This is a genomic window from Rhizobium sp. BK619 (assembly GCF_014195245.1).
Classification (GTDB): domain Bacteria; phylum Pseudomonadota; class Alphaproteobacteria; order Rhizobiales; family Rhizobiaceae; genus Rhizobium; species Rhizobium acidisoli.
The window spans coordinates 180,727-193,399 of sequence record NZ_JACIBH010000006.1 but is presented as its reverse complement, the minus strand read 5'-3'; the positions used below and the strand labels follow the sequence as shown (position 1 = coordinate 193,399).

15 protein-coding genes are annotated in these 12,673 nt (G+C 61.7%); 1 reads left to right on the top strand and 14 read right to left on the bottom strand.

Annotated features, from left to right (window positions below; genetic code table 11):
- Window positions 1-13 precede the first annotated feature (13 nt).
- The 4 genes from FHX14_RS13260 to FHX14_RS13245 are packed head-to-tail and all read right to left on the bottom strand — an operon-like array spanning window position 14 to window position 3,004.
- Window positions 14-778, bottom strand: coding sequence for an amino acid ABC transporter ATP-binding protein (locus tag FHX14_RS13260; protein ID WP_116409556.1), 765 nt, complete (start codon window positions 776-778; stop codon window positions 14-16).
- The gene (locus tag FHX14_RS13255; protein WP_184377410.1) at window positions 775-1,530 is read right to left on the bottom strand and encodes an amino acid ABC transporter permease; all 756 of its coding nucleotides are present in this window, start codon (window positions 1,528-1,530) and stop codon (window positions 775-777) included. The genes FHX14_RS13260 and FHX14_RS13255 overlap by 4 nt, the downstream gene beginning before the upstream one ends.
- Window positions 1,527-2,234, bottom strand: coding sequence for an amino acid ABC transporter permease (locus tag FHX14_RS13250; RefSeq protein ID WP_184377409.1), 708 nt, complete (start codon window positions 2,232-2,234; stop codon window positions 1,527-1,529). The genes FHX14_RS13255 and FHX14_RS13250 overlap by 4 nt, the downstream gene beginning before the upstream one ends.
- Entirely contained in the window at window positions 2,231-3,004 is a 774-nt protein-coding gene (locus tag FHX14_RS13245) for an SDR family oxidoreductase (RefSeq protein ID WP_184377408.1), read from the bottom strand. The genes FHX14_RS13250 and FHX14_RS13245 overlap by 4 nt, the downstream gene beginning before the upstream one ends.
- A gap of 231 nt (window positions 3,005-3,235) precedes the next feature.
- Between FHX14_RS13245 and nac the strand changes: the two genes are divergently transcribed.
- Entirely contained in the window at window positions 3,236-4,141 is a 906-nt protein-coding gene (gene nac / locus FHX14_RS13240; protein ID WP_183918439.1) for a nitrogen assimilation transcriptional regulator NAC, read from the top strand.
- A 6-nt stretch (window positions 4,142-4,147) separates the two neighbouring features.
- Here the strand turns inward: nac and FHX14_RS13235 are convergent, their stop codons facing one another.
- The 10 genes from FHX14_RS13235 to FHX14_RS13190 form a co-directional block, all read right to left on the bottom strand.
- Window positions 4,148-5,350 (bottom strand): pyridoxal phosphate-dependent aminotransferase, encoded by a 1,203-nt coding sequence (locus tag FHX14_RS13235; protein WP_184377407.1) that lies wholly within the window; start codon window positions 5,348-5,350, stop codon window positions 4,148-4,150.
- Window positions 5,351-5,410: 60 nt separating this feature from the next.
- Complete coding sequence (locus tag FHX14_RS13230) at window positions 5,411-6,178, bottom strand: 5-oxoprolinase subunit PxpA (RefSeq protein WP_184377406.1); 768 nt, start codon at window positions 6,176-6,178, stop codon at window positions 5,411-5,413.
- A gap of 21 nt (window positions 6,179-6,199) precedes the next feature.
- The gene (locus FHX14_RS13225) at window positions 6,200-7,195 is read right to left on the bottom strand and encodes a biotin-dependent carboxyltransferase family protein (RefSeq protein ID WP_184377405.1); all 996 of its coding nucleotides are present in this window, start codon (window positions 7,193-7,195) and stop codon (window positions 6,200-6,202) included.
- The gene (gene pxpB / locus FHX14_RS13220; protein WP_184377404.1) at window positions 7,192-7,899 is read right to left on the bottom strand and encodes a 5-oxoprolinase subunit PxpB; all 708 of its coding nucleotides are present in this window, start codon (window positions 7,897-7,899) and stop codon (window positions 7,192-7,194) included. Before pxpB ends, FHX14_RS13225 begins: the two co-directional genes overlap by 4 nt.
- On the bottom strand, window positions 7,896-8,321 hold the full coding sequence (locus FHX14_RS13215; protein WP_184377403.1) for an acetyl-CoA carboxylase: 426 nt from the start codon (window positions 8,319-8,321) through the stop codon (window positions 7,896-7,898). Before FHX14_RS13215 ends, pxpB begins: the two co-directional genes overlap by 4 nt.
- Window positions 8,318-9,712, bottom strand: a complete 1,395-nt coding sequence (gene accC / locus FHX14_RS13210; protein WP_184377402.1) for an acetyl-CoA carboxylase biotin carboxylase subunit — start codon at window positions 9,710-9,712, stop codon at window positions 8,318-8,320. Before accC ends, FHX14_RS13215 begins: the two co-directional genes overlap by 4 nt.
- Window positions 9,712-10,143 (bottom strand): acetyl-CoA carboxylase biotin carboxyl carrier protein subunit, encoded by a 432-nt coding sequence (locus FHX14_RS13205; RefSeq protein ID WP_184377401.1) that lies wholly within the window; start codon window positions 10,141-10,143, stop codon window positions 9,712-9,714. Before FHX14_RS13205 ends, accC begins: the two co-directional genes overlap by 1 nt.
- A 206-nt stretch (window positions 10,144-10,349) precedes the next feature.
- On the bottom strand, window positions 10,350-10,688 hold the full coding sequence (locus tag FHX14_RS13200) for a hypothetical protein (protein ID WP_184377400.1): 339 nt from the start codon (window positions 10,686-10,688) through the stop codon (window positions 10,350-10,352).
- Window positions 10,689-10,721: 33 nt separating this feature from the next.
- Window positions 10,722-11,324 (bottom strand): hypothetical protein, encoded by a 603-nt coding sequence (locus tag FHX14_RS13195; protein WP_184377399.1) that lies wholly within the window; start codon window positions 11,322-11,324, stop codon window positions 10,722-10,724.
- A gap of 8 nt (window positions 11,325-11,332) precedes the next feature.
- On the bottom strand, window positions 11,333-12,664 hold the full coding sequence (locus tag FHX14_RS13190; protein WP_184377398.1) for a hypothetical protein: 1,332 nt from the start codon (window positions 12,662-12,664) through the stop codon (window positions 11,333-11,335).
- Window positions 12,665-12,673: the final 9 nt, after the last annotated feature.

Sequence of the window (12,673 nt, the reverse complement as noted above, 5' to 3'; positions counted from 1 at the left end):
TTGGTGGTTGGTATCAATGCCTGAGATCAGCGAGGAAACGCTGAGCCCGGGGATGGGTCGGATTGCTGAAGAAGTCCTCGGGAGCTGCCGTTTCGATGATCTGGCCGGCATCGATGAACCAGATCCGATCGGCGACATCGCGGGCGAAGCCCATTTCATGGGTGACGCAGAGCATGGTCATGCCTTCGGAGGCCAGGCTCTTCATGACGGCGAGCACTTCGCCGACCATTTCGGGATCGAGCGCGCTGGTCGGTTCGTCGAACAGCATCACCGGCGGTTCCATGGCCAGAGCACGGGCGATCGCCACCCGCTGCTGCTGGCCGCCCGACAGCTGGCCGGGATAGGCGCGGGCCTTGTCGGCAAGGCCGACCCGGTCGAGAAGCTTGAGCGCCTTTTCATGCGCGACATCGGCCGCGACGCCCTTCACCCGGATCGGCGACATCGAGACGTTTTCGGCGACCGAGAGATGCGGAAACAGGTTGAAGTTCTGGAAGACGAAGCCGATCCTGCTGCGCATCGCGTTGAGTGCCTTTGCCCGCATGGAGGCGTGAATGTTCTGTCCGTCGAGCGTGATCGATCCGCTGTTGATCTCCTCGAGGCGATTGATCGTGCGGATCAGCGTCGATTTTCCCGAACCGGACGGTCCGCAGATGACCACCACTTCGCCGCGCGTCACCTCAGCATCGATGTCCTTCAGGACCGGATAGTCGCCATAGCTCTTGCAGACCTGCGAAAGCCGGATCATCTGCGATTCCTGCGTTGAAACGGACATGGTCATAGCTGCTCCGATACGATTTTCGACGGCGTGACCACGGCGACGGAGACGTTAAGAAGTCCCGCACGCCGCCGCGTGATGCGCCGCTCGAGGCGATTTGCGAAGTAGGTCAGCGTCCAGCAGATGGCGAAGTAGACGATCGCCAGGATGAGGAAGACCTGGAAGGGCTGCGTCAGCAGCTGATTGTTGACCTGGCTTGCCGCAAAGGTCAGGTCCGGCACGTTGATCACATAGCCGAGCGTCGTGTCCTTGATCGTCGAGACGAAGGTCGAGAGGATGCTCGGGATCATGTTGTAGAGCGCCTGCGGCAGGATGATGTAGCGCATCGCGCCGAGGTAACCGTGGCCGAGCGCGCGTGCCGCATCCATCTGGCCTGGTCCAAGCGCGACGATGCCGGCACGAACGACTTCGCTGAGGAATGCGCTCTGATAGACCACGAGTGTCGTCAGCATGGTGACGAAGCTCGGCACGTCGGCGCCGGTCAGCAGCGGAACCAGGAAGTAGCTCCACAGAATGAGCATCAGGAGCGGCACGCCTCTGGTGAAATAAACAAGGGCCGTGACCGGCCAGCGCAGCAGCGGCGACTTGGAAAGCCGCGCTAAGGCAAAGAGGATGCTGGCCGGAAAAGCGAGGGTGATGCTGAGCGCCGACAGGATCAGCGTATTGGCGAGCCCGCCGAGCGGTCCGTTCGGATATTGGCCGATCAGGAGCAGCAGCCAGTAGTCTCGGACGATGGCGATCATATCCTGGATCATGCGCGCGCACTCCTGGCAGGATCGGCGCGCATCGACAGATAGGCGCCGATGCTCATGATCACGAGCGAGAAGAAGAGATAGAGAACCGTGCCGATCAGGTAGATCTCGAAAGTCCGGAAGCTGAGGTTTTCGATTTCCTTGACCGCATGCGTCAGTTCCGATGCCCCGATGATGACGGCCAGACTGCTGTTCTTGAATAGGGAAACGCTGTGATTGATGAGTGGCGGCAGCGCGTTGCGCACGCCTTGCGGCATGATGACGAAACGCATCGCCGAGACATAACCGTGGCCCAGCGCCCGGGCTGCCTCCATCTGGCCGGGACCGACCGAGCGCACGCCCGAACGAAGATCTTCGCTGAAATAGGCCGCCTGGCAGAGCCCGAGCCCGATCACCGCGAAGATGGCCTCGGCATTGTGGACGGAAAGCCATTCTCCCAGCCCGCCCGGCATCAAAGTGAAGATCCCGAAATACCACAGCATTAACTGAACCAGGGTGGGCACGTTGCGGTGGTAGGATACGTAAGCAGCGACCAACGGATCGCCGAGGCGAAACGGTGACAGACGCAAGCTGAGCAGCAGAACTGCCAGCGCCATCGCCAGCGACCAGGATCCGGCAAAGATGATGAAGGTCATCTCGATGCCATGCAGCAGCATGGCGGCATAGTCGGGATTCCCCAGGATTGCCGAAAGGTCGAAACCGCTCACGGCTTTGGCTCCCCGGATGGATCTGTCTTCGGCTGCGGCCTTGCAGTCTGCAGGCCGCCCATGACCTGCAGCGTCGGTGTGATCTCCATATGTCCGATGTTGACGGCGACCGGGGCCGAGATGGCGAAGGCGATCGCGTCGGCGATATCGGTTGCTTCAGGCAGTTCGAAACCGTCGATGAACCGTTCCCGGATGCTCGGATCATTGCCGTGGACGTGATTGAAAATATCGGTGGCGACCCGGCCGGGGCAGATTTCGGTGACCCGCACCCGCTTGCCGAAAGCATCGATGCGCAGCTGGTTGGACAGCATGCTCACGCCGGCCTTGGTGGCGTGATAGGACGAGTTGCCGCCGAAATTATAGGCGCCGGCGATCGACGAGATGTTGATGACGTGGCCGCGGTCGCGCGCCACCATGCCCGGCACGACCAGGCGGCAGATGTGCAGAACCGCCCGCAGATTGACGTCGACGAGCAGATCGATATCGCCCTCGTCGGCTTCGAGGAACTTCTTCGGCCGGTCGACGCCGGCATTGTTGACGAGGATGTCGAATTCCACCTGAGACGCGAGCTCGGCGATTGCCGGCCGGTCGGTCACATCGATGGCGTGGGCAACGCAACCCGTACGCTCGGCCAGCTGCTGCAGCGCTTCGGCATTGCGGGCAACAGCGTGGACCTCAATGTTCTCCCGGCGGAGCCGCTCAACCACGGCTGCGCCGATTCCGGAGGATGCGCCGGTCACCAGTGCGGTCTTGTAGTCGGAGAATGGCATTGTCGTTCCCTTGTTGTTGATGGAGACAGTAGCGAAGCTTTAACCCCTTGCCTAAGACCGATTATCTCTGGAGCAATAAGCAACGGTTATGGAGCCGGTGCGGCCTGCCGAAGAAGAGAAAGCGGCGATGCCGGTATTCTCTTGCGGCTCGCTTCAGGCCGTGTCGCGTTGCAAAAGCAATGCGTCTCTGCAAACATGCCCTCCGCAGATCAGAATGGTACCCCGATCCCCATGGACATCAGACGCCTCAAATCTTTCATCGTGATCGTCGACAGCGGCAGCATCACGCGAGCGGCGGATCTTTTGCATATCGCCCAGCCGGCTCTCAGCCAGCAGCTTGCGGCGCTGGAGGAGCATTTCGGCCACAAGCTGCTGATCCGCAGCCAGCAGGGTGTCAGCATGACCGATGCCGGACATGCTGTATATCGCCATGCGCAGATCATCCTTCGGCAGATGGAGCAGGCGCAAGCCGATGCATCGGCCGCCGGCAATTCGCTTGCCGGCCGCGTCTCCGTCGGCCTCGTGCCGTTCAGCAGCGCGGCGACACTCTCGGTCGATCTGCTGGCGGAAACCCGCAAACGCCATCCGGGTATTCTCCTGCATCTGACTGAAAGCGTCGGTCAGACCTATAGCCAGATGATCATGAACGGCCGGCTGGAGATGGCGCTTCTGCATGGAACAGGGCCAATCAAGGGCGTGCGGTTCGAACCGATCCTCAGCGAAGAGTTCTTCCTGGTCGCCCATCGCGACTTTGCCATCGAAGCCGATGCGAAACCCGTTCCGGTCAACGCGCTTGACGGAATACCGCTGCTCCTGCCGCCAGCTTATAATTTCGTCCGCCGCGCGGTCGATACCGCCTTTACCCGCACACGCACCAATTTGAAGGTCGTGGCGGAAGTCGAAATCGTCCGCACGCTCGCCCGCGCGGTCGGCAGCGGTCTCGGCGCGACGATCATGCCGAAAGCCATCGCCGATCGCATCGTCTCGGAATCGAGCGAGCCGCTGATCTGCCGGCTCGTCTCACCGCGGATCGAGGAAACCCTGTCGCTTTGCGTTTCCGATCAGAATCCCCTGTCGGAGCCGGCGCTTGCCGTCCGCGACATTCTTCTCGAGCTGACGGCGCGGCTGAAGGGTTAAAATCGGTCAGCGCATATCCTTGCAGAACTGGGCGATCCGCGCGCAGCCTTCGCCCAGTTTTTCCATGCTTGTCGCGTAGGAAATGCGGAAGAAGGGGCTCATTCCGTAAGCCGCGCCTTGCACGGTCGCGACGTGATGTTCGTCCACCAACGCCATGACGAAATCGACGTCGGTCTCGATCTTGCGGCCGCCCTTGCTGGTCTTGCCGATCAGCCCGGATATGTTGGGATAGATATAGAAGGCGCCCTCGGGCCGATGGCAGCGCAGCCCTTCCACACCAGACAATTTGTCGAGGACGAAGTCACGTCTTTCCTTATAGATCGCCGCACGCTCCTTCAGCAGGTCCTGAGGTCCGTCGAGCGCCGCGGTTGCCGCCGCCTGGGTGAGTGTGGCGATGCCGCCGCCATTCTGGCCGTTGACGTTGCTGACGGCGGAGATCAGATCTTTCGGCCCGGCGCAAAAGCCGAGCCGCCAGCCGGTCATCGCGTAAGCCTTGGAGACGCCGTTCATCGTCAGGACGCGATCGTAGAGTCTCGGCTCGACTTCCGCGATCGTGCAGAACTGGAAGTCGTCATAGACCAGGTGCTCGTAGATGTCGTCGGTCATGATCCAGACATTCGGATGGCGCAGCATGACCTCGGCGATGGCGGCCATCTCCGCCCGGGAGCAGGCCGCTCCGGTGGGATTGTTCGGGAAATTCAGGAAGAGCCATTTGGTGCGCGGCGTGATCGCCGCCTCCAGATCTTCGGCGCGCAGCTTGAAGCCGGTCTGCTCGTGGCAGGGGACCGGAACCGGGACGCCGCCGGCGAATTTGACGATGTCGGCATAGCTGACCCAGGAGGGTGTAGGGATGACGACCTCATCGCCCGGATTGCAGGTCGCCAGCATGGCGTTGAAGATCACCTGTTTGCCGCCGCCGGAGACGACGATCTGGCTGGCATCGTAGTCGAGATTGTTGTCGCGCCTGAACTTCCGGATAATGGCGGCCTTCAGCGCCGGCGTGCCGTCCATCGGCGGATATTTCGTATCGCCGGCAAGCGCTGCCGCATGGGCCGCCTCGATCGCGTGCGCCGGCGTGGGAAAATCTGGCTCGCCGGAGGAGAGGCTGACGACCTTGCTGCCGTTGGCAGCCAATTCTCGGGCACGCTGGGTCATGGCGGCGGATGCGGATATGGAGACGTTTTTCAGGCGGTCTGCGATGACGGACATCGGCATGGTCCTTCGATAAGGGATTGAAGTGGTCGATCGCCGAAGGCGATCGGAATTGCGTCATTCGGCGAGTTCGGCGGCGGGAGCGAGTGTCGCGCCGCTGGCTTCGATCTCGCCGCGCACGATGCCGGCAAGCTCCAGGGCGCCCGGTGTATCGCTGTGAACGAGGATGGAGCGCGCCGGCATGGCGATCACGGCGCCGTCGATGGTTTCGACGCTTCCGTCGAGGAGGAATTTTCGCACACGAGCGCGTACGGAGGCTTCGTCCTTGATGACGGCGCCCGGCAGCCCGCGTGTGACAAGCTTGCCGCCGGCGTCATAGGCCCTGTCCGCAAGAAAAAGCGCCAGCGTCTTCAGGCGGGCGCGTCTCGCCGCCTGCTCAATCGCGCTGCCTGAGGTGACGAAGACGACGAGATTGGCGTCGACGGTGGCGATCGCATCCATCATCAGGTCGGCCAGCAGAGGATCGCGGTTGACCATATTGCCCATGGCGGCATGGAAGCTGAAATGGGAGACGGTGACGCGCTCGGCTCTGGCGATCGCCATCAGCGCGCCGAGCTGGTAGAGCATCTGCTGGCGAAGCTCGTCTGCCTGAAAGGGTATTTCGCGCCGGCCGAAGCCCAGCCGGTCGGGCAGGCCGGGATGGGCGCCGATGCCGACGCCGTTCATTTTCGCCAGCCGCACCATGCGCCCCATCGTATCCGGGTCGCCGCCGTGGAACCCGCAGGCGATATTGGCCGACGAGACGATTTTCATCATCGCTTCGTCGTCGCACAGCCGGTAGGGACCAAATCCTTCGCCCATGTCGGAATTCAGATCGATCTTCATCAGTTCCTCCTTTCGCCTCGCTTAGGCCATCGCCTTCAGGGCGCGCTTGACCATCTGAGATGTCTGTCTGACATCCTCGACATAGCGGGCGACGGCCTGTTCGACCGCGCGCGCTTCTGCATGCGTCGACCGGACGAATTTCAAGCGGGCGCCGATGCGGGCCTGCCCGAGCCGCCAGAGGTCGCACTCGATCACGCCGGCGACCTTCGGATATCCACCGGCCGTGTTCGCATCGCTCATTTGCACGATCGGTTCGCCGCCGGGCGGAACCTGGATGACGCCAGGCACGACGCCGTGGGAGCGCATCTCGATGGAGGCGGTCGGCGTGATCGGCTCGCCGGACAGGCGGTAGCCCGTCCGGTCGCTGCGCGAGGAAATCCTCCAGGTCTGGCTCCAGAAGGCTTCGCCGTCTCCGGCGAAAAGATCATGCTCGCCGGCCGGCAGGGCGCGGATCGGCACGGCGCCGTCGACGGGTTCCGGGAACACCTCGCGCAGCGCCGCGGCCGGCTCGACGACGGCAAGGCCTGTGGCCGGCAGCATGGCGATCTCCAAGTCCTCGCCGACCGCGATCCGATCGCCCTTCGCCAGCGGCCGGCCGGCATTGCCGCCGAAGCCGCCGCGCAGCGACGTGCTTCGCGACCCCATGACGACAGGAATATCCAGCCCGCCTCCGACCGCAATATAGGAGCGCGCCAGCCGCGGGGGCTGCTGCAGCTGGAGCACCTGTCCGGGCTTTGCCGTATAGGCGCACCAGGGAATGAGTTCCGATCCGTCGAGATTGATATGGCTGTCGGCGCCGGTCACGGCAAAGACGGTGCGCCGCTCGAAACGCAGGCTGAACGGAAAGGTCTGCACCTCGATCACCGCCGCATTTTCGTCATTGCCAACGAGAACATTGCCGATCCTGACCGCAAACGGGTCCATCGCGCCGCTCGCCGATACGCCGATATCGCGATAGCCGGGACGTCCCAGGTCCTGCACCGTGTTGAAAGGGCCGCTTTCGCAAATCTCGATCATAGCTCGATCCCTGCCGGCAGAAACCGCACCGTATCTCCGGGCGCCATCATGGCGGGGGTCGGCGAGGTTGGGTCGAACATGTCAAGCGTCGCGAAGCCGATGGAGTTCCAGCCATTGGGACCGGTCAGCATGGCGACGCCGGTCTGCATGCCGCCGATGGTCACGCAGCCCTTCGGCATCTTCAGCGAAGGCACGGTCTTTCGCGGCATATAGATGCGCGGATCGAGGCCGTGCAGATAGCCGAAACCGGGCGCGCTGCCCAAGGCGAAGACACGATAGGTGGCTTCATGATGGATGCGGACGACCTCGCGGTCGCTTAAGCCAGAGAGATCGCAAAGGGCCGGTAGATCGGTCGCATGTTCGCCGCCGTAATGGACGGGGATCTCGATGGTCTTGCCGTCGAGATCGATGCTCTGCGCATTCTCCCATGCCTTGAGCAGCCGGGCGACCACCGCATCGGGATACTCAGGTGTCTCCTTGAAGATCACCAGCAGGTTGGTCATCCCGGGAATATTTTCCGCAAGGTCATCCCAGCCCCGCACTGTCTGGGACAGGGCCCAGATCCGCCGCTGGGCAATGAGATCGAAATCGCCTGGTGCCTCGAGCAGAAAGGATCTGGCGCCGATCGAGGAAACCCGCGCCCGGTTTTGGGTGGCCGGAACGATTTCGCGTTGCGAGGCATGTCTGTTCGTCGTGACGATCATGATGGCAGCTCGATTTCGAACAGAGGGTCACCGAAGCCGACCAGCGCGCCGGGCTCGGCGAGCAGCCTGGTCAAGACACCGGAACGGCCGGCGCGAAGGGGAAGAAGGATATGCCCCACCCTGACGAAGCCGAGGATATCGTCATCGGATACGGAGCGCGGCAGAGTTTGGAGCGTGGCGGCAGCAGCCGGATGTTCGGCGCAGAAATATCCCGCCAGCGGCGCCTTCACGACTGCAGGTGCGGAACCCGAAGCGCGGGCTGTGGCTTCGCTCGAACCGATCCGGGCGCCGCCCTCCCCTGAAACGACGATGCGAATCTGCCCGTCCGGCCGCGCGATTTCGAGGCCGGCCACTCCGGCGGCCGTCAGCGCGTCGGTGAGAAATGCGATGGTTGCGGGATCGCTGAAGTCGATGGGGCTCATGCCGCCGTCCTCCTCAGCTTCAGCCATTGCTCGAGATAGTGGATATCGGTCTCACCGCGCGCGAATGCGTGGTCCTCGAACAGGGCGCGCAGGAAGGAGATATTGGTGGCGATGCCCTCGATCTCGGTGCCGGCAAGCGCCTCGCACATTCTGGCCATCGCTTTCGCCCGCGTTGGTGCGTGGACGATCAGCTTGGCGATCAGCGAGTCGTAATAGGGCGAGACCCTGTAGCCGGAATGAATATGCGTATCGACCCGAATGCCCGGCCCCTGCGGCAAAGTGAGATGGGTGACGATGCCTGCCGACGGCAGGAAGTTATCGGGATCCTCGGCATTGATGCGGCATTCGAAAGAGTGGCCTTCGCAGGTGACATCGCCCTGGGCGAAATCCAGAATGTCACCCTGGGCCGCCTTTATCTGCGCCTGGACAATATCGACCCCGCTCGTCAGCTCGGTGACGGGATGTTCGACCTGAAGCCGCGTATTCATTTCGATGAAATAGAAAGCGCCGTCCTCATAGAGGAATTCGAAGGTGCCGACGCCGCGGTATCCGATCTGGCGGCAGGCCTGCACGCAAGCCGTGCCGACCGGCTGGATGATGTCGGGCGCGATCCCGGGCGCCGGCGCCTCCTCCACCACTTTCTGATGGCGGCGCTGCATCGAGCAGTCCCGATGTCCCAGCCACACGGCATTGCCGTGATTGTCGCAAATGACCTGAATCTCGATATGGCGCGGATGCTGGAGGAATTTCTCCATGTAGAGCGCGGGCGAGCCGAAGGCTTTGCGCGCCTCTTCCCGCGTCAGTGCGATCGCTTCATGCAGTTGATCGGCCTTTAGCACGACGCGCATGCCGCGTCCGCCGCCGCCACCGGATGCCTTGACGATGACGGGATAGCCGATCTCCAGCGCAATGCGCTCGATTGCTTCAGGGTCGTCGGGCAGTGCGCTGTCGGGACCGGGAACGCAGGGAACGCCGGCCGCGATCATCGCCCGCTTCGCAGCGATCTTGTCGCCCATGGTCGCGATCGATGAGGCCGTCGGGCCGATGAAGGTCAGCCCGGCCTTTTCGACGGCATCGGCGAATGCAGCGTTCTCAGACAGAAAACCGTAACCGGGATGGATGGCGCCCGCGCCGGTCAGGCGTGCGGCGAGAAGAATGGCATCCTGATTGAGATAGCTCTTGCCCGCGGTCGACGGGCCGATGCAAAGAGCACTGTCTGCGGTCTTGATGTAAGGCGCTTGCCTGTCCGCCTCGGAGCAGATGGCGACCGTCTTCAAACCGAGTTCGCGGCAGGCGCGCTCTATCCGGGCGGCGATCTCGCCGCGATTGGCGATGAGGACGGTGTCGAAACGGCGCCCTGCAGCGGCAGATTGTTCAGATGTTTCCGGCATCAGGCGATCTCCGCCAGCAGGTCGCCGGTCTCGACCTCGCCATTGTCGATATCGGTCACGTGGGTGATGCGCCCGGATCGCGGTGCGGCGATCGTATTGAAGACTTTCATCGCCTCGATGATGAAAAGCGTCTGCCCCTCCTCCACCGCGTCGCCGATCGCGACGAATGGCGGCTCGCCGGGCGCCGGCGCCCGGTGCAGAACACCGAAGACGGGCGCCTTCACCGCATGCGAGGCTTTCGCGACGCTCGAAGGCGCATCGGAGACGAGGCCTGTCGCCGATTCCGGCTTTTGCGAGGGCTCGGCAACGCCGGCCTCTGCCGGCGACGTGCGAAAGATCCGAACCGTTACGTCCTTTTCCGTCACGGTCAGCTCGGTAATATTCGATCGTCCGACAAAGTCGATCAGCGTCTTGATCTTCGAGAGGTCCATGTGCGTGCTCGGAATTTCAAATTCCACCGCGCAGACCTGAAGTCTCACGTCGCCCGGTGTCGTGATTTTCGTAGCACGATGAGCCGACTGATGGGGTCAGACGAAGTTTTAATGGAGCGCAATCCGCGCTCTATCGGGACATGTCGCCGGACGCGTTGAATTGCAGCCGGGCCGGCGAGGCTAGAATTGACGTGGTCTCTCAACGATCAAACGATCAAAAATCCTTGTATGGCGCTCTTCTGGCCATTCAGTGCTATCACAACCCACAAGGGTGGGTCGGGCGGCTTTTTGGTGGTATCGGTAGGCTTGGCGCCAAGCGCCGGTTTGGCGACGACGGGCCATACCTTGTCCGTGCTCGTAGCTGAATCATCTGCAAGTACTTCGACGTCAACTCTATCGCTGCCGTCCTGCTTGGTAGATACATAGACATCCATCCCCTCGCCAAAGCCATTGCCGATCAGTGTAAACGGCGTTCGTGTGCGTAGCGGAGCTTGCACAGGCTTGGGGTCCAAGCGCACAATTTCGAGAGTAGTTTTCGCGGCCATGATAGCCTCCCTGGTCCATCCCTATCCGTAAAATTAATCACCGTCGCCCGATCTGCGAGGGATGAATCCGCCTGATCTCGACATTACGCCGCCGGAGCGGGACAAGGCGCCGCCTGATCGGGACAATCCGCCGCTCGCCATTCCTCGAGGATCCGCTGCGGCCTCGGCCGAAAGCAGGATTTGCTCAAGGGTTCCCGTTTGGGCATCAAGCCTCATCGAGATATCGTCCTTGTCATAGATCCAGACCTTCATATCCCTGGCGAGAGCTCCGATTTGGGAGCCAAGGCCTGTTCGTGCACTCGAACCTGGGGACCGAGAGAGTCTGTCGTATTCGATATCACCATCGACGTTCCGCGGAGGGGGATCGTCGGGATTCAGGCCGCTGCCGTGGACAACGAAAATAGCCGGTGGGCTCAGTTCAACGAAACTTCCCTCGAAAGAGAAAGCATAGATTCGCGCGAGAGTCGCTTCGTTCGCGCTGAGCTGGCCCCTTAGAAAACTGTTCGTGCCCAATGGATTTCCGATCAGCGGCTGATAAACGTCGCCTCTCAGAAGAAGGTCACTCAGTTCGCGCCCGAAGAGATACACCGCTGATACGCCTAATAAGGTTTCGTTGTCTGCCACGTCTGCCTCCATCTACCTGGTTATTGACCGATGCCTGATCTCGACAGCAGAACTCTCTCGCGAAAGGTCATCTTCGGAAGCTCCAGATAATCTATCGGCAGCAACGTCCGAGCAGAGTGGACGTGACTGTGATGCTCGCCGCCTTTGAGGTGCGGGCCAGCGTGCATTTCACCAATCGCCCGTCGCCTGAAGTTCCTGCTGATAATCCGTGCGAACTGGCCGCTACTTTCATCCTGATCAATCGCAAGCATCGTTCTCGCGACGTCGCCGTAATCGAGAAAGTCGGGAGCGAGAGCCCACAAGGCTTCCGCCAGATACGTCCCGACGATATCGCGGGCGTCGAGCAATGCTTCGACAAACCCATCCGAATTCCGCGCGAAAGCACGGTCGAAAGCATGCTGCACCGGCGCCTCGGCAGCTGGATCGAACTCGGCAACATCTGCCAGGTCTTCAACCGCATGGGAGATCAGGCCGCGCGCCACTAGGCTCTCATGAAAGATGTCGACGAGGATGTCGAATATCGCACCGGTCAGCGGCTGCGAAAGCTCGTGCTCGTCCTTCCACCCACGCGCAAACTCGGCCATCGTCCGTTTGTTGTTTGCCGACCGTATCTGGCGATGCGGCGAAAATTCCGAAAAGCGTGACAGGCGGTTTGCCCGGTAGAGGTTCCCGCGCGTCTCCGCGAGAACATTGTTGATCACGGACGGAAAATGCATGGCGGCGATCAGCGACACGCAGTCGGAGAAGGCCTCCTGAAAACCAAGATATTCGGGATACTCAGCTTCGGGGTGCGGCACGCCCAAAACGCTGAAGATGATTGCGTGCCCCACCTCATGCGCGATGACGTCGAAATCCAGGCTGAAAGGAAGGACGCGCCCGTCGCTCTCGAACTGGCTGCCGACTTCGAGGAAACCATAGCCATACTGTGCGTTGTCCCAGCGCCGCAGGATCGAGATCTCCAGACGGTCATAATGATCACGAAAATGCCAGGTGAGCGGTTGACCGAGATAGCGCTCCCACACATCTAGTGTGAACCGCACGCATCCAAAAACATGCGCGGCTTCGAAGCCAGCCATCGAAGGTCGGAGATAGTCGAAATTGCCGCACGCGTCGGGGCTGGCGGGCTCAAGGATTTTCCCGGTCCAGGGCGGCAGATATATGTATGGCGTACCGAGCGGCCCGCGGTTCACGCCGTAAGGACCGGTCTTGCCGACCGGCTTCACAACGAACATGCGATCATCGGCCGGGCCGGCTGTCACGCTACCCAACGGAGACGAAACTTCGACGATCTCGGGACTAGACCGAGGGTCTTCAAATGGAGGCTGTACAAAAAGTCTGAACCGGGTGCCCATCCGCTCCCC